General features: G+C 67.8%; 14 protein-coding genes. 10 read left to right on the plus strand and 4 right to left on the minus strand.

Going from position 1 to position 15,926, the window contains the following annotated elements; translation table 11 throughout:
- Positions 1-92 precede the first annotated feature (92 nt).
- The 4 genes from ABMA10_RS08535 (at position 93) to ABMA10_RS08550 (ending at position 4,860) form a co-directional block, all read left to right on the plus strand.
- The gene (locus ABMA10_RS08535; protein WP_347870334.1) at positions 93-1,364 is read left to right on the plus strand and encodes an acyltransferase family protein; all 1,272 of its coding nucleotides are present in this window, start codon (positions 93-95) and stop codon (positions 1,362-1,364) included.
- Complete coding sequence (locus ABMA10_RS08540; RefSeq protein ID WP_347870335.1) at positions 1,361-2,446, plus strand: NAD-dependent epimerase/dehydratase family protein; 1,086 nt, start codon at positions 1,361-1,363, stop codon at positions 2,444-2,446. Before ABMA10_RS08535 ends, ABMA10_RS08540 begins: the two co-directional genes overlap by 4 nt.
- A 4-nt stretch (positions 2,447-2,450) precedes the next feature.
- Positions 2,451-3,728: a hypothetical protein gene (locus ABMA10_RS08545; RefSeq protein WP_347870336.1), complete on the plus strand. Its 1,278-nt coding sequence runs from the start codon at positions 2,451-2,453 to the stop codon at positions 3,726-3,728.
- Between the two features lie 67 nt (positions 3,729-3,795).
- The gene (locus tag ABMA10_RS08550; RefSeq protein WP_431031423.1) at positions 3,796-4,860 is read left to right on the plus strand and encodes an acyltransferase family protein; all 1,065 of its coding nucleotides are present in this window, start codon (positions 3,796-3,798) and stop codon (positions 4,858-4,860) included.
- Here the strand turns inward: ABMA10_RS08550 and ABMA10_RS08555 are convergent.
- The 3 genes from ABMA10_RS08555 to ABMA10_RS08565 form a co-directional block, all read right to left on the minus strand.
- Complete coding sequence (locus ABMA10_RS08555; protein WP_347870337.1) at positions 4,793-5,191, minus strand: DUF2304 domain-containing protein; 399 nt, start codon at positions 5,189-5,191, stop codon at positions 4,793-4,795. The two genes, ABMA10_RS08550 and ABMA10_RS08555, sit on opposite strands and share 68 nt — an antisense overlap.
- Positions 5,188-5,931 (minus strand): glycosyltransferase family 2 protein, encoded by a 744-nt coding sequence (locus ABMA10_RS08560; RefSeq protein WP_347870338.1) that lies wholly within the window; start codon positions 5,929-5,931, stop codon positions 5,188-5,190. The genes ABMA10_RS08555 and ABMA10_RS08560 overlap by 4 nt, the downstream gene beginning before the upstream one ends.
- 85 nt (positions 5,932-6,016) lie before the next feature.
- A complete protein-coding gene (locus ABMA10_RS08565) occupies positions 6,017-6,904 on the minus strand; it encodes a glycosyltransferase family 2 protein (protein WP_347870339.1) in 888 nt (295 codons plus the stop codon).
- 90 nt (positions 6,905-6,994) lie between these two features.
- Between ABMA10_RS08565 and gmd the strand changes: the two genes are divergently transcribed.
- The 5 genes from gmd to ABMA10_RS08590 all read left to right on the plus strand — a co-directional run bounded on the left by gmd (position 6,995) and on the right by ABMA10_RS08590 (position 13,638).
- Positions 6,995-8,026 (plus strand): GDP-mannose 4,6-dehydratase, encoded by a 1,032-nt coding sequence (gene gmd / locus ABMA10_RS08570; protein WP_347870340.1) that lies wholly within the window; start codon positions 6,995-6,997, stop codon positions 8,024-8,026.
- A 5-nt stretch (positions 8,027-8,031) separates the two neighbouring features.
- Positions 8,032-8,967 (plus strand): NAD-dependent epimerase/dehydratase family protein, encoded by a 936-nt coding sequence (locus ABMA10_RS08575; protein WP_431031424.1) that lies wholly within the window; start codon positions 8,032-8,034, stop codon positions 8,965-8,967.
- On the plus strand, positions 8,964-10,151 hold the full coding sequence (locus ABMA10_RS08580) for a DegT/DnrJ/EryC1/StrS family aminotransferase (RefSeq protein WP_347870342.1): 1,188 nt from the start codon (positions 8,964-8,966) through the stop codon (positions 10,149-10,151). The genes ABMA10_RS08575 and ABMA10_RS08580 overlap by 4 nt, the downstream gene beginning before the upstream one ends.
- An 89-nt stretch (positions 10,152-10,240) precedes the next feature.
- On the plus strand, positions 10,241-11,122 hold the full coding sequence (locus tag ABMA10_RS08585) for an HAD family hydrolase (RefSeq protein ID WP_431031425.1): 882 nt from the start codon (positions 10,241-10,243) through the stop codon (positions 11,120-11,122).
- Positions 11,119-13,638: a glycoside hydrolase family 65 protein gene (locus ABMA10_RS08590; protein WP_347870343.1), complete on the plus strand. Its 2,520-nt coding sequence runs from the start codon at positions 11,119-11,121 to the stop codon at positions 13,636-13,638. Before ABMA10_RS08585 ends, ABMA10_RS08590 begins: the two co-directional genes overlap by 4 nt.
- A 109-nt stretch (positions 13,639-13,747) precedes the next feature.
- On the opposite strand, the gene ABMA10_RS08595 is transcribed toward ABMA10_RS08590, so the two are convergent.
- Entirely contained in the window at positions 13,748-14,842 is a 1,095-nt protein-coding gene (locus ABMA10_RS08595; RefSeq protein ID WP_431031426.1) for a glycosyltransferase family 4 protein, read from the minus strand.
- Between the two features lie 72 nt (positions 14,843-14,914).
- Here ABMA10_RS08595 and ABMA10_RS08600 point away from each other — a divergent pair, with 72 nt between their 5' ends.
- Positions 14,915-15,904: a glycosyltransferase family 2 protein gene (locus tag ABMA10_RS08600; protein WP_431031427.1), complete on the plus strand. Its 990-nt coding sequence runs from the start codon at positions 14,915-14,917 to the stop codon at positions 15,902-15,904.
- The last annotated feature ends 22 nt before the right edge of the window (positions 15,905-15,926 follow it).

A 15,926-nucleotide genomic window follows, 5' to 3' on the forward strand; every position in this document is an offset into this window, starting at 1 on the left:
CGCGCCCTGGCCGGGGTATTCTTGCCCCAGCACAGCACGCCCGCCAGCGGTTCGCGACAGCACGCCGCCCCGCGCCTCTCCGAACGGACCGCATGACCTCGACGACGAACGTTCCGTTCGATGAGCCGAAGCGTCGCGCCGGTCGCCGACCGAGTCCGCGACGCGGTGAGCGCGTCTCGCTCTCCGAGGGTCTGAACGGGCACCGCAACTCGCTCGGCGTCCTTCGGCTGATCCTCGCCTCCATGGTGATCTTCTCCCATGCCTTTCCGACCGGTGGTTGGGGCGAGGACCCGTCGAAGGGGTGGAGCAATGGGCAGGAGACGATTGGCGGATTCGCCGTTGTCGGCTTCTTCGCCATCAGCGGGTACCTGATCGCGAAGAGCGGAGTATCCGCGGACATCCTGCAGTTCCTCTGGCGTCGTGGCCTCCGGATCTTCCCGGCGTTCTGGGCGGTGCTCCTCGTCGGGGCGCTGATCGTCGGCCCCATCGCGTGGCGGTTGTCGGGGAACGGACTCCGGGACTACATCGGTTCCGGTCCGATCATGTACGTCTTCCAGAACGCCGATCTGACGATCCGTCAGTGGGGGATCTACGACATCTTCGTGACCACCACTCCGTACGGGGAGGCGGTGGAGTACAGCGTCTTCAACGGATCGCTGTGGACCCTCGCGCTGGAGTGGGGATGCTACATGTTGATCGCGGCGCTCCTGGTCCTCGGGGTGCTTCGCCACGCGAGGTGGGCCGTCCCCGCCCTCGCAGGCGTCTTCTGGATCCTGTCCGTCGTCTACAGCCTCGCGCCACAACTCGTCGCGATGGTCGCTCCGGTCCTCGCCGACCCGAACAAGATCAAGCTGACCCTCGTCTTCCTCATCGGATCGTCGCTGGCCATGTACTCGCGGAAGGTACCGCTCAGCGACCTGCTCGGCATCGGTTCCGCAGTGGTGATGGTCGTGACCCTGCTCACGGGTGGATGGGTGCAACTCGGGTATCCGGCGTTCGCCTACTTCATCCTCTGGCTGGCCGCACGCCTGCCCAAGCGCATCCAGTGGATCGGCGCGAAGAACGACTACTCATATGGCATGTACGTCTACGGGTTCCTCGTCCAGCAGTTCACCGCGTTCCTCGGGTGGCACCTGCTCGGATACTGGCCGTGGGTCGGGCTGACCATCCTCGTGACCGCCGGTTGCGCCTGGCTCAGCTGGCATGGGATCGAGAAGCGCGCGATGGCGCTGAAGGACTGGGGCCCCGGTCGAGGGCTCGACTGGCTCGGCCAGCGGCGCGAGCGCCGGTCTGTGAACGCCGCGGCGGGCGGTCTTGTACCATCGAATGTCGATCCGTCCCAAGACAAAGGAAGCACCACGTGACTGCATCAACGCTCGGAACCGTTCTCGTGACGGGCGGTGCCGGCTTCATCGGCTGTGCGCTCTCCCACAAGCTGGCGTCCGTCGCGGAGCGGTGGGTCGTCATCGACAAGCTGCACCCGCAGGTGCACCCGAGCGCCCAACGTCCTGCAGACCTCCATGAGGCCGCCGAGCTCGTTGTCGGAGACGTCACGGATGCGGCCGCTTGGGACGCCTTGCTGCAGGATGTGCGGCCCGACGTGATCGTGCACCTTGCTGCCGAGACCGGCACTGCTCAGTCGCTGCATGCCGCGACGAGCCACGCGCAGGCGAACGTCGTCGGCACGACGGAGATGCTCGACGCCCTCGGGCGCGCTGGCCAGGTCCCCGGCCACTTCGTCCTGTCCTCCAGCCGTGCCGTGTACGGCGAGGGCCAGTGGAAGCGTGCTGACGGTACCGTGTTCGAGCCGGGTCAGCGTTCGCACGCGCAGTTCGAGCGTTCCGAGTGGGACTTCCCGGGTGCTACGCCGATGCCCAGCCGCGCTGCGGTGACGATGCCCGCTCCGACGAGTGTGTACGGTGCGACGAAGCTGGCTCAGGAGCACATCCTGTCCGCCTGGACTGCCGCGCACGACGCGAAGCTCACGATCCTGCGCCTGCAGAACGTCTACGGCCCGGGTCAGTCGTTGATCAACTCCTACACGGGCATCGTGTCGCTGTTCTCGCAGCTCGCGATGGACGGAGGCACCATCCAGGTCTATGAGGACGGACGCATCGTCCGCGACTTCGTGTTCATCGACGACATCGCGGAGTCCTTCCGCGCGGTCATCACGGCTGGGCCGTCCGCCGACGTGTCGCGGTTCGACATCGGCTCGGGTGTCGGCACGACGATCCTCGAGCTCGCGCAGGCCATCGCCGCCTACCACGATGCTCCGGCACCGATCATCAACGGGATGTACCGCGACGGCGACGTCCGGCATGCCGAGTGCAGCATCGACGACTCGCTCGCCGGCCTCGACTGGGCTCCGGCCTGGGACGTGACGCGTGGCGTCGCGGCGCTGCAGGAATGGATCGCCGCCCAGCGTGGAACCGATTCGCGGGACTAGGGGCGTGCCACCCGAGCCCGCGCGCCGCGGGCCGAACGGCGCGGTGCTCATCCTGCTCGCCACGGCGATCGGCGGCGGCGCGGGATACGTCCTGCAGATCATCACGGGGGTCGCGCTCGGTACGGCGGCATATGCACCGTTCGCCGTGTTCTGGTCAGCGCTCTACCTCCTCGCGAGCGCGCTGTCGGGCGTCCAGCAGGAGATTGCACGAGCCGCGCACCCGCTCGCTGCATCCGGCACTGATGCGCGTCGCACCCCTGTCGTACGGAACTTCACGGTGGTCGCGGCGGTGGTGGTCGCCGTCGTCCTCGCCGGCACCGCATGGCTGTGGGTGGGAGCGGTCTTCCCGACGAACGGCTGGTCGCTCGTCCTGCCGCTCGTCATCGGTGTCGCGTCCTATCTCGTCGTCGCCGCGGTCTCCGGCGTGTTCTACGGGTTGTCGTTCTGGGTGGCGGCGGCCGCGATGACGATCGTCGACGGACTGCTGCGTTTCGGCATCGTCGGCGTCATGCTGCTGTTCACGAGCGACACCTCCGTGCTCGCGTGGGGTGTCGCACTGCCGTTCGCGATCACACCGCTCCTGCTCTGGCTCTTCGTCCGTCAGCGGGTCGTCGGTCGTTTCGGCATCGACGTCGGCCCGCGGGAGCTCGGCTGGAACGTGCTGCGCACCGTGGTCGCTGCAGCCGCGACGGGTGTGATGGTGAGCGGATTGCCCCTCATGATCCAGGCCACGGGCGACACTGTCTCTGCGAACGCCTTCGGATCGTTGAGTTACGCGATCACCCTGACGCGAGCACCGATCGTCATCGTCGTCCTCGCGCTGCAGAGCTATCTCGTCGTCGTCTTCCGTTCGCACGCGGACGCCGTCCTCGGTTGGGTGGCGCGGCTGGCCGCAGTGGTACTGGCGGGGTCCGGCATCCTGGCCCTGCTCGCCTGGTTCATCGGTCCATGGGCCCTGTCAGTTCTCTTCGGCCGTCCAGATGTGCTCGCCGGTGGGACGATCGCCTTGTTGGTCGGCACAGCCGGTCTCGTCGGCGTGCTGTGCGTCACCGGTGCTGCGACCCTGTCACGGTCTCAGCACGGTGCGTTCGCCGGCGGCTGGATCGTCGCCGCGGTCGTGACCGTGGTCGTGCTCCTGCTGCCGCTCGGGCTCCACGAGCGAGTGATCCTTGCGCTGACGTTCGGTCCGCTCGCGGGGCTGCTGGTGCAGGGCTTCGCGCTGCTGCGAGTGAAGCCGGCCGTCGATCCTGCCTCGGAGTCGGAGTCCGGTCCGGTTTCCTAATCAGACGTCCGTCGGATAGCGTGTCCGGGGTTCGCTGAGCACCTGAGACCCGCGGCAGAGGAGTACCTTGAGTCCGAATTCCTTCACGGCGCTCCGGATGATCGCGGCAGTCGCCGTGCTCGTCCGGCACTCCCTGATCATCCTCGACGACGACATCTCACCATTCGGGCCCGTCACCACCGACGACCTCCCGGCGCTCGGTCTGTGGGTCTTCTTCGTGCTGTCCGGGTTCCTCCTTCCGGCCGCATGGGAGCGCCGCCCGAACCTGATCCGATTCGTCTCCGTGCGTGCGTTGCGGATCTTCCCTGGACTGATCGTCAGCCTGCTCGTGACCGTCCTCATCATCGGACTGGTCGCGTCGGACCTCGGTCCGCGCACGTATCTGCTGCACCCGCAGACGGTGCAGCATCTCGCGAGCAATCTGGTGCTCAACCCCGACTACCTCCTCCCCGGTGTCTTCGCTGAGAACTCATACGCCGACGCCGTGAACGGAGCGCTCTGGTCGCTCGGACCCCTGTTCGCGATGTACCTGCTGGTGCCTGTCGTCGGCTGGATCCGGTGGCGCCATGTTCGGGCCGTGGTCTGGACGGCGCTGCTGGTCTGGTGCGTCGTCGCTCCGCTCGTCGACGCTGTGGACACCGACGGGGTGGTCTGGGGCAACTACCTGCACGACATCCTGCGGGTGGCTGCGTTCTTCTGCGCCGGCGCGGCCCTCCGCGAGTGGCGGATCCCGCTGCGCCTGGGCTCTGCGCTCATCGCCGGTTCGGTGCTCGCCATCGTGATGGTGCTCGCGCCCGAACTCACCTGGGTCGTCGCCCATCTCGCCGTGCCCTACGTCCTGGTCACGATCGGTTCGCAGCCGATCCCCGTCCTCCGATCGGCTGGTCGCTTCGGCGACCCGAGCTTCGGGATGTTCCTGATCGGATTCCCGGTGCAGCAACTGCTGATCCAGCTGAATCCCGAGCTCGACTGGATCCCGAGCATCCTCTGCACGCTCGCGATCTCGGTCGCGTACGGATATGCGCTGTGGTGGTTCGTCGATCAGCCGATCGCTCGGCTGCGGGTCAGGCCCGGCCGCCCGTCGACGAGTCGCCTCGCTGCACGTCGGCCAGCCGCTGTTCCAGTGCCCTGATCCGGAGGTCCTGGAGGGCGCTCTCCTCGGCCAGGGTCCGGCTGCGGTTCTCCAGCGTCGTGAGCTCGGAGCTGTGCTGGATGCTCACGAGGAAGAGGATGAAGATGCTCACGAAGAAGACGAGGTTCGTCGGGATCTCGACGCCGATGACGCCGGCGGCCCAGATGAGCACCTGGGGGAAGACTCCGATGACCAACGCGAGGATCCCGGCGATGAGCCACCACACGGCGTGACGCTCGCGGAGCTGACGCTTCCGGAGCATCTCGATGACGATACCGAGCGTGAGGACCGCCCCGAGGATGCCGAGGATGTACGTGCCGAGCGGGATCATGCGGTCACGACCTCTCCGTCGCCCTGCAGCGCGACCGGCGGGCGGATGAGCGCGAACACGAGCGCGAGTCCGGCGCGAGCGAGGTAGCGGGCTGCCTTGAACGGGTTGTGCGATGGCGTGCCGCCTGCCCGTGGACGCATCGCGACCGGGACCTGGCGGATGACGCAACCGGCGCGGGCGGCAATGACGAGGGACTCGATGGTGTCGCCGAGGTATTCGGCCGGGTAATGCTCAGCGAACAGACGGACAGCACGAGGTCCGGTGGCGCGGAAGCCGCTTGTGGTGTCGGTCAGCTTCGTCTTCGCGACCCCACTGAGGACACCGGACAGGACGACCATCGCCCACTTGCGCGGCCCGCTCACCTCGTAGTCGCCTTCGCCGGCGAACCGGGCGCCGAGGACGAGGTCGGCCGTCTGCAGCGCTTCCACCAGACGGACCACGCCGGACGGGTCGTGTTGGCCGTCCGAGTCGACCTGGACGACGTTGCGGTAGCCGTGGGCCAAGGCGTATTTGAAGCCCGCACGCATCGCCCCGCCGACCCCGAGGTTGAACGGGAGCTCGGCGACGACGGCACCTGCGGAGCGGGCTTCCGTGGTGGTGGCGTCGGTCGAACCGTCGTTCACGACGAGCACGGCGACGCCGGGGAGCTTGGCATGCACCTCGCGAACGACTGCGGCGACCGAGGCCTCTTCATTGAGCGCCGGCATGACGATGAGGGTGCCGGCGAGGGAGGTCGTCATACGGGGAATCCTAGCAATCGGGTAGGAGGGCGGCCCTTCGACAGGCTCAGGGAGCAGTTTCCGGCGTCCCGGCGGTCGGCGCAGGTCAGACGCGGGCGAAGACGTGCTCGAGGAGCGCCTTGCGGCCGGCGGCGTTCTTCGCGCGGAGCGCCGCGGGAAGTTCGCTCAACGCATTGGCACGCGAGGTCCAGTGGTTCGCGGACGCACGAGCTGCGCGCTTCCAGCCTCTCGCGGTCAGGTCGCGGCGGGCTTCGCCGAACAGGGTGCGCTCCTGACGGAACTTCGAGCCGTCCGGACCGGTCACCGCGGACACGCTCTGGGAGTGCCGACGGTAGGAGAAGCAGATCTCGTCGTCGAGGACGAGACTGCCGCCGTCCTTCGTGATCTCGAGGAGCATCGCGAGGTCCTGCACGACGTCGAGGTCGAGGCGGAACTCGTGCTTCCGCAGCGCCTCGACCCGCCACACGAGCGAGGGGAAATACGTCCAGTTGCCCCGCAGGAGACTCGTCGCGAGCGCTTCGCCCCGGTACTCGCGAGCGCCGGTGCCCGAGAAACGGTACATCGCCTTGATGCGATCGGCGAGCGGCTTCGACGGCGCCCCGTTCTCGTCGACGACCGAGACTCCGGGCTGGATGATCGACGCGTCGGGGAACTCGGCGATGAGTTCCGCGACCCGGCGGACATAGTTCGGCTGCATGATGTCGTCGCAGCCCATGATCACGGAGAACTCGCCGGTCATGAGCGTGACGCACTTGCGGTAGTTCTTCGACGGCCGCAGGTTCACCTCGTTGCGGAGGTAGGTGATGCGGGGATCGCCCAGGGCGACGGCCCATTCTCCTGGCGCGAGGTCCGGGTAGACGTCGTCGACGATCGTCAGGTGCCAGTCGGGGTCGGACTGCGCGAGCACACTCTCCACCGCCGCCTGGAAATGATCGAAGCGGCCGTAGAAGGGCATCATGATGTCGAGCGTCACCCAGGTAAGCTAGCAATGTTTCTCGGGCAGTGCGGAATTCTTCGACGATCTCCCGGCCCGACCACACGTATCGACCCAGAGCGGAACCTCATGACTGACACCCCCGTGAAGAAGGCCGTCATCACCGGCATCACCGGCCAGGACGGCAGCTACCTCGCCGAGCTCCTGCTGTCGAAGGGCTACGAGGTGCACGGTTTCGTGCGTCGCGCATCGACCTTCAACACCGGTCGGATCGACCACATCTACGACCCCGAGGCGACGCACGGCGGCTCGCCGCGGCTGCAACTGCACTTCGCAGACCTCGCGGACGGCTCACGACTGGCCACCCTCCTCAACGAGATCCAGCCGGACGAGGTCTACAACCTCGCCGCGCAGTCGCACGTGCGCGTGAGCTTCGACGAGCCCGAGTACACGGGGGACACGACCGGCCTCGGGACCGTCCGTCTCCTCGACGCCATCCGCCAGGTCGGCCTGCACTGCCGCTTCTACCAGGCGTCCAGCTCCGAGATGTTCGGCGCGACGCCGCCGCCGCAGAACGAGGAGACCCCGTTCTACCCGCGCTCGCCGTATGGCGTCGCGAAGGTGTACTCGTACTGGATCACGCGCAACTACCGCGAGGCCTACGGCATGTTCGCCGTCAACGGCATCCTCTTCAACCACGAGTCCCCGCGCCGTGGCGGCACCTTCGTCACCCGCAAGATCACGCGCGCTGCGGCTCGGATCGCCGCAGGTCAGCAGGACTTCCTGTACATGGGCAATCTCGATGCCGTCCGCGACTGGGGCTACGCGCCCGACTATGTCGAGGGCATGTGGCGGATGCTGCAGGCCGACGAGCCGACCGACTTCGTCCTCGCCACGAACACGGCTTACACCGTCAAGGACTTCCTGCAGTTCTCCTTCGAGCGCCTCGACCTCGACTGGGAGAAGTACGTCAAGTTCGACGAGCGCTACCTGCGCCCGACCGAGGTCGACGCCCTCATCGGCGACTACAGCAAGGCGCAGTCGGTCCTCGGGTGGGCCCCGAAGGTGCTGCCGCCGCGCCTCGCTCAGATCATGGTCGACTCCGACGTCGCCGAACTCGCAGCATCGGGTTCGCCGTACATCGACACCGCCGAGGTCTAAGCCCAGTGCGCGTCCTCCTCACCGGTGGCGCCGGTCTGCTCGGCTCGAGCGTCGCGAACGCGTGGCCCACGCTTCGGCCGGACGACGAGCTGATCGTGGCGACCCGCGCCGACGCCGACCTCACCGACCGAGCCGCCGTCGCCGCGCTCATCGAACGGACGCGGCCCGACTCGATCGTGCACACGGCTGCGAAGGTGGCCGGCATCCAGGCGAAGCTGCAGCGTCCCACCGATTTCCTCCTCGCCAACCTCCTGATCGACACCTCGGTGATCAGTGGCGCGATCGAGGCCGGCGTGCCCGAACTGCTGTACATCTCGAGTGCCGCGATCTACCCCGAGGGGCTCCCGCAGCCGATCGGCGAGGACGCTCTCCTGAGCGGCACGCTCGAGGGGGCGAACGAGGGCTACGCGCTCGCGAAGATCGCCGGAACGAAGCTCTGCGAGTACGCCAGCCGTCAGTACGGCTTCGCCTACCGGGCAGCCGTCCCGAGCAACCTCTACGGGCCAGGCGACGACTACACGCACGGTCAGGCGCACCTGATCGCAGCGGCGCTCGGCAAGGTCCATGCGGCCCTCGTCGCCGGCAACGACGAGGTCGAGGTCTGGGGAGACGGCACCGCGCGGCGCGAGTTCACCTATACGCCCGACCTCGCAGCCTGGCTCGTCTCACAGCTCGGTTCGCTCGACGCCTGGCCGGTCACGCTGAACCTCGGGCCCGGCATCGACCACAGCATCACCGAGTACTACGAAGCCGTCGGCCTCGCCGCAGGTTTCACCGGCACCTTCCGATACGACGCGACCAAGCCGTCCGGCGTGCACCAGCGTTTGCTCGACTCCGCCGCGGCCCGCGTGCTCGGCTGGAACCCCACGACCCCGCTCGCGGCCGGCGTCGCCGCCAGCTATCACGCCTACCTCGCAGCTCAGGAGATCACCACACCATGACCGACGAACCCTTCGACTCCGGATTCCCCCTCGCCACGTCCTCCTGGGATGCCGCCGAGTACGCCGCCCTCCAGCGCGTCGTCGACAGCGGCCGTTTCACGATGGGTCCGCTCGTGGCGCAGTTCGAGCGCGACTTCGCAGCCGCCTTCGGGGCGGGGTTCGGCGTGATGGTCAACTCCGGCTCGAGCGCGAACCTCATCGCGATCGCGGCCGCCGTACTCGACGAACGCGTCGACCTCGCAGCCGGCGACGAGGTCCTCGTCCCCGCGGTCTCGTGGGCCACCACCTACTACCCGCTCCAGCAGTACGGTCTCGTCCCGAGCTTCGTCGACATCGACGTCGACACGCTGAACATGGATCTCGCCCTCGCCGAGGCGGCCATCACCCCGCGGACGAAGGCGATCTTCGCGGTCAACCTGCTCGGCAACCCGAACGACTTCGCTGCGCTCACCGCCCTCGCAGACCGTCACGGCCTGCTCCTCATCGAGGACAACTGTGAGTCGCTCGGGGCGAAGGACGACGGCCGGTTCGCCGGCACCGCCGGTGCGATGGGCACCTTCAGTGCGTTCTTCTCCCACCACATCTCCACGATGGAGGGCGGGATGATCCTCACCGACGACGAGGCCACGGCGCAGATCATGACCTCGCTGCGTGCGCACGGCTGGACCCGCGGGCTGCCTGAGCGCAACGCCGTCCACGACAAGTCGGGCGACGACTGGGACGACCTGTTCCGGTTCGTCCTGCCGGGCTACAACGTCCGCCCCATCGAGATGTCCGGCGCCATCGGCATCGAGCAGATCAAGAAGGTCCCGGCGCTCATCGCCGGGCGTCGCGAGAACGCCGCGTACTGGACGGAGAAGTTCGCCGGGCTCGACTCGGTGCGCATCCAGCGCGAGCAGGGCGAGAGCAGCTGGTTCGGATTCTCGCTCGTGCTCGAGGGCTCGCTCGCGGGCCGCCGCAAGGAGGTCGTGCGCGCCTTCGCAGCCGAGGGCATCGAGTCCCGCCCCATCGTCGCCGGCAACTTCACGAAGAACCCGGTCATGAAGTACCTGGACGCGAAGGTACCCGCTGAACTCCCCGCAGCCGACAAGATCCACGAGGACGGCCTGTTCGTCGGCAACCACCATTTCCCGGTGCACGCGGGTATCGACCGCGTGTACGACGTGGTGGCGAAACTCTCCTAGGCTGGGTGCGTCCGGCCGCGATCAGCGGCCGTCAGCAGCTTCCGTTCCACCGTCCACCTCTTCCCCCCAACCGATGAGGACTGTGCACCGTGACCCAGCCGATCAACGCGCCATCAAATCATGTCCTGAGCCTGCCTGAGACCGCCGCGCGGTTGCTCGGGCTGCGGGCTGTGCTCTTCGACCTCGACGGCGTGATCACCCCGACCGCCGAGATCCACATGCACGCGTGGTCGAAGTTGTTCAGCGCCTACCTGGAGTCTCGGGGCATCGCCGAGCCGTACACCGACGACGACTACTTCGCGCACATCGACGGCCGACCACGGTACGACGGCGTACGAGCCATGCTCGCGTCGCGCGGCATCGAGCTGCCTGAGGGGTCACCGTCCGACGCGCCGGAGCTCGAGACCGTCTGCGGCCTCGGCAACCGGAAGAACACGGTGTTCACCGCAGTGCTCGAGGAGGACGGCATCGCCGCGTATCCGGGGTCTCTCGCGTTCCTCGATGCGGTCGTCGACGCCGGCCTCGAGGTCGCGGTGGTCTCGAGCTCGAAGAACGCCGAGGTCGTGCTCGCTGCCGCCGGGCTGCGGGAGCGCTTCGACGTCGTCATGGACGGCGTCGTCGCCGCGCGCGAGGGCATCGCAGGAAAGCCTGCACCGGACACCTACGTCGAGGCGGCGTATCTGCTCGGGTTCGAACCGGCGGAGTGCGTCGTCGTCGAGGATGCCCACTCGGGTGTCGAGGCCGGACGACACGGCGCATTCGGTCTCGTCCTCGGCGTCGACCGTGGCATCGGCGCCCAGGTCCTGCTCGACGCCGGGGCGGACGTCGTCGTCGACGACCTCGGCGAGTTGATCGATCCGCTCGTCGATGCACGCCGAACAGCCGGGCCGGACGAACCGGCCGACCCCCGATCTCCTGCCACGGCGCACACCCCCGCGGCACCCCACGAACTTCCCGAGGACCAGGCATGAACCACATCACCAGCGATCCACTCGACCGCCACCGATTCCCGCTCGACGAATGGGCTCTGGTCGAGACCCGCGTCGAACCAGCTGAAGAGGGGACGACCGAGACGCTCTTCGCGCTCGGCAACGGTTACCTCGGTCTCCGCGGCAACGTCGAGGAGGGGCGCGACGGTCACGTCCACGGCACCTTCATCAACGGCTTCCACGAGACCTGGCCGATCCGGCACGCCGAGGAGGCATTCGGGTTCGCGCGCGTCGGCCAGACGATCGTCAACGCCCCAGACGCGAAGGTCATCCGTCTCTACGTCGACGACGAGCCGCTCATCCTCAACGAGGCGGACCTCCTGATGTTCGAGCGACGGCTCGACTTCCGGACCGGCGTCCTCAGCCGCGAGCTCGAATGGCGCACGCCGTCCGGCAAACGCGTCCACATCCGTTCGCGCCGGATGGTCTCGTTCACCGACCGCCACCTGGCCGTGATCGACTACGAGGTCACCCTGCTCGACGCCGACGCGTCGATCGTGCTCTCCAGCCAGATCATCAACCGGCAGGACCGCCAGGACGACTACCTCGCGAACGCTCCGGAGGCCGGCATGGGCGACCCGCGGAAGGCGGAGTCCCTCACAGAGCGTGTCCTCCAGCCGCGGTACAAGCTGATCGACGGCCCGCGCGCGATGCTCGGCTACCAGACGACGAACTCGGGCATGACGATCGTCGCCGGTGCCGACCACACGATCGAGACCGAGAACGACTACGACGTCTCCACGCACATCGAGTCCGACCTCGCGAAGCACGTGTACACGGTGCGCGGTCGCGCCGGTGTGCCGACGAAGATCACGAAGATCATCAGCTATCACACCTCGAACGCCGTACCCCCTCGCGAACTCGCCGACCGTTGCGCTCGCACGCTCGACCGCTCGGGTGAGAACGGCATCGAGTCGGCGATCCGCAACCAGGAGCTGTGGCTCGACGACTTCTGGCTCCGCTCGGACGTCGAGATCCACGACCAGCCCGTCATCCAGCAGGCGACGCGTTGGAACCTGTTCCAGCTCGCGCAGTCGACCGCGCGCACCGATGGCGGCGGCGTCGCCGCGAAGGGTGTGACCGGTTCCGGCTACGGCGGGCACTACTTCTGGGACACCGAGGTCTACGTGCTGCCGTTCCTCAGCTACACGGCGCCGCTCGTCGCCCGGAACGCCCTGCGCTTCCGACAGAACATGCTCGACGCGGCACGCGTCCGGGCGACGGAACTCAATCAGCATGGCGCGCTGTTCCCCTGGCGAACCATCAACGGTCTGGAGTCCTCGGCATACTACGCAGCGGGCACGGCGCAGTACCACATCGACGCAGACATCTCCTACGCGCTCCGCCAGTATGTGGCCGCAACGGGCGATGAGGACTTCCTGGCCCGCGGTGCCGTCGACATCTTCGTCGAGACGGCCAGGATGTGGGCGGACCTCGGGTTCTGGCGCGCGAACGGTAAGGACTCGTTCCACATCTACGGCGTGACGGGGCCGGACGAGTACACGACCGTCGTCAACGACAACCTGTACACGAACGTCATGGCCCGCTCGAACCTCCTGTCCGCGGTCGAGGCGGTCGAGCGTCTCCGCGAAGACGACCCGGCGGCGTTCGAACGCCTCGTCTCCCGGCTGTCGCTCGACGACGCCGAGGTCGTGGAATGGCAGCGCGCCGCCGAGCACATGCACATCCCCTTCGACAAGCGACTCGGGATCCACCCGCAGGATGCGCAGTTCCTCGAGAAGGAGCTGTGGGACCTCGATCACACGCCGCCGGAGCACCTCCCGCTGTTGCTCCACTTCCACCCGCTCGTGATCTACCGTTTCCAGGTGCTCAAGCAGGCGGACGTCGTGCTCGCGCTCCTGCTGCAGGGAGACCACTTCACCGACGAGGAGAAGCTCGCCGACTTCGACTACTACGACCCGCTGACGACCGGCGACTCCACGCTGTCGGCGGTCGTGCAATCGATCATCGCCGCCGAGGTCGGGTACCAGCGTCTCGCGCTCAAGTACTTCTGGTCGGCACTGTTCGTCGATCTCGCCAACCTCCACCGGAACACTCCGGACGGCGTGCATGTGGCGTCCACCGGCGGTGTGTGGAGCGCCCTGGTCCTCGGCTTCGCCGGGATGCGCGACCACGGCGGCGTCGTGTCGTTCTCGCCCCGTCTGCCGGCGAGCTGGAAGGGAGTCACCTTCCGCCTGACGCTCAAGGGCACGCGGGTGAAGGTCGCGGTGCGCCGCACCGAGATGCGCTTCACGATCGAGGAGGGCGACAGCGCCTCCTTCGTCGTCGGTGGCGGCACGGTGCTGGTCGAGGCCGGGACGACCGTGACGGTGCCGCTCGACAACCAGGGCCCGCACCTCGTCGGTGAGCCGAGCGCGAGCGACATCGAGGGCAGCCGTCGCGCGGACGGCTCGTTGATCACGGTGTCGATGCCGACGATCGCCCTCGGCCCGGCCGACACCGAGTCGATTCCGATCATCCAGCCGCAGTCCGAATAGCACCTCGACAGGCTCGGTGACCGGTTGTCGGCTCGGTGACCGCTTGTCGGGTCAGTGACCGACGGACGGCACGCGGGCGGCGTGCTCGCCGAGCGTGTCGCCGCGCCGGTCAGCGGCCGAGCGCTGTCCGGAACGATTCGAGTGTCGCCGATGCCGTGCGTGCCCAGGAGAAGGCTGCAGCACGTTCGAGACCTGCAGCGGCGAGTCGTTCCAGTTCGTCCGGCTGCGTCACAGCGGTGCGCATCGTCGCTGCGATGCTGTCGAGGGAGTTGGGGTCCAGGTACAGTGCGGCCTCTCCGCACACCTCGTGATAGACCGGGATGTCGCTCATCATGACGGGCAGACCGACCATCATGGACTCCAGCGCAGGCAGGCTGAAGCCGTCCACGAAGGACGGCATGGCCATGATCGTGGCCCGGCGGTAGAGCTCGCCGAGCTCTTCGCTCGTGAGCCAGCCCTTGAGTTCGACCCAGTCCTGCATCCCGGTCTCCTCGACGACCGCACGGAGGGGGTCGTCACCGTGACTGCCGGTGATGACGAGATGCGGACGCTCGTGCTCCGCGAGCAGTGGAAGGGCTCGGATGAGGCTCGCCCAGTTCTTGTGGGGACGACGGTTGCCGGTGGCGAGGACGAACGGGCGTTGGCGGTCCGGGTCGCGTTCGCCGTCGATGGAAGGCATCGTGCCGGCGAGGGGGACCAGGTCGATGCGGGCTCGCGGGACGTGGAGGTACTTCTCGATCTCCGTGCGCGAGACCTCGCTGATCGTCAGGACGCGGGCTGCGTTCTTCGACGCGAGGCGCTCCATGAACTTGACGGGCGCAGTGTAGAGCGGGGTGGTCATGAGCTCCGGATTGCTCCAGTAGAGCATGTCGTGCATCGTGACGACGGTCGGCATCGATGAGCGCGCCGGGCCGAGGGTCGCAGGGGAGTGGATGAGGTCCGCCCCATGTCGCTTCGCGTGGCGTGCAACCTGGAACAGCTCGCCGAACGCCCAGATGAAGCGGTTCTCGCCACTGATGCCCGTGTCGACCACCTCGCCGGGGAACCAGGAGTGGTCGAGCTGGTAGCCCTCCGAACTGGCCAGCCCGATGAACTCGAACTCGCTGCCTTGTCGCCCGACCTCGCGGTACAGCTCGCGCGCGTAGGTCTCCATACCGCCTTTCGTTCCGGTGTACGAGAGGAGGTCGACGGCTACGCGTGGCATAGTCCTCGAGACTACCAGCGGCCTGCCGGGGGATAGGCTGGTGGGCGGTCCGGCGAGCGGTGAGGAGTGGGTATGCCCCAGGCGTCTGTCGACGAACGTGTCTCCGTCGCGCTGTGCACCTACAACGGCGCGCGTTTCCTCGAGGAACAGCTCGACAGCATCCTCGGGCAGCGGGTCCTGCCGGCGGAGATCGTCGTCAGCGACGACAGCTCGACCGATGGCTCGCCGGAGATCGTCGAGCGGATCGCGGCGGGAGCGGCCGTGCCCATCAGGCTGCTCCGGAATCCGCAACCGCTCGGGGTGACCCGGAACTTCGAGTCCGCCATGCGCGCCACGACGGGGGAGTTCATCGTCCTCTGCGACCAAGACGACATCTGGCGGGTGGACCGGATCGAGCGCGCACTGCGGGCGTTCGATGCGCGCCCCCAGCTGCAGCTCGTCTGCTCCGATGCGAGGCTCGTCGACGGCGACGGCGCCCCCCTCGGTACCGGCTTGTTCTCGTCGCTCTCCATCGGCGCGTCCGAACGCTCCGAGATCGCGGCCGGACGGGCCTTCCGTGTCCTGCTCCGACGCAACCTCGTCACCGGGGCGGCCGCGATGCTGCGTCGGGCAGTGTTCGAGGCAGCGGCCCCGTTCCCTGCGCCCTGGGTGCACGACGAGTGGCTCGCCATCGTCGCGGCCTCGCTGGGACCGATCGAGTTCCTCGACGAACCGCTCGTCGACTACCGGCAGCATGGCGCGAATCAGATCGGTGTCGCCGAGCCGACGCTCAGGTACAAGATCCGTCGGCTCATGGCTCCCGGGCGACAGCGCAACCAGGACATCGCCGACCGGATGGCCGGGCTCGCCGCTCGCCTCGACCGGTCCGATCCACCGCTTCCCCTCGCCGACGTCGATGCCGTCCGGGCCAAGCTGTCCTTCGAGCGGTTCCGGGCTGATCTGCCCGAGGCGCGCCCCTCCCGCGTCCTGCCGGTGCTGCTCCGGCTGCGGCGCGGAGAGTACGGTCGCTTCGCGAGCCAGGGTGTGCTCGACATCGCGCGAGACCTCCTCCAACCGGCCTGACCCCGATCGGCCTGGGCGTCGG

The sequence above is a fragment of the Plantibacter sp. RU18 genome, assembly GCF_050613355.1.
Taxonomy (GTDB): Bacteria; Actinomycetota; Actinomycetes; order Actinomycetales; family Microbacteriaceae; genus Plantibacter.

Excerpts from the sequence above, each read along its gene's own strand:
- ABMA10_RS08535 (WP_347870334.1), top strand. The coding sequence starts at position 93 with ATGACCTCGACGACGAACGTTCCGTTCGATGAGCCGAAGCGTCGCGCC.
- ABMA10_RS08555 (WP_347870337.1), bottom strand. The coding sequence starts at position 5,191 with ATGATCCCGCTCGGCACGTACATCCTCGGCATCCTCGGGGCGGTCCTC.
- ABMA10_RS08560 (WP_347870338.1), bottom strand. The coding sequence starts at position 5,931 with ATGACGACCTCCCTCGCCGGCACCCTCATCGTCATGCCGGCGCTCAAT.
- gmd (WP_347870340.1), top strand. The coding sequence starts at position 6,995 with ATGACTGACACCCCCGTGAAGAAGGCCGTCATCACCGGCATCACCGGC.
- ABMA10_RS08580 (WP_347870342.1), top strand. The coding sequence starts at position 8,964 with ATGACCGACGAACCCTTCGACTCCGGATTCCCCCTCGCCACGTCCTCC.
- ABMA10_RS08590 (WP_347870343.1), top strand. The coding sequence starts at position 11,119 with ATGAACCACATCACCAGCGATCCACTCGACCGCCACCGATTCCCGCTC.
- ABMA10_RS08595 (WP_431031426.1), bottom strand. The coding sequence starts at position 14,842 with ATGCCACGCGTAGCCGTCGACCTCCTCTCGTACACCGGAACGAAAGGC.
- ABMA10_RS08600 (WP_431031427.1), top strand. The coding sequence starts at position 14,915 with ATGCCCCAGGCGTCTGTCGACGAACGTGTCTCCGTCGCGCTGTGCACC.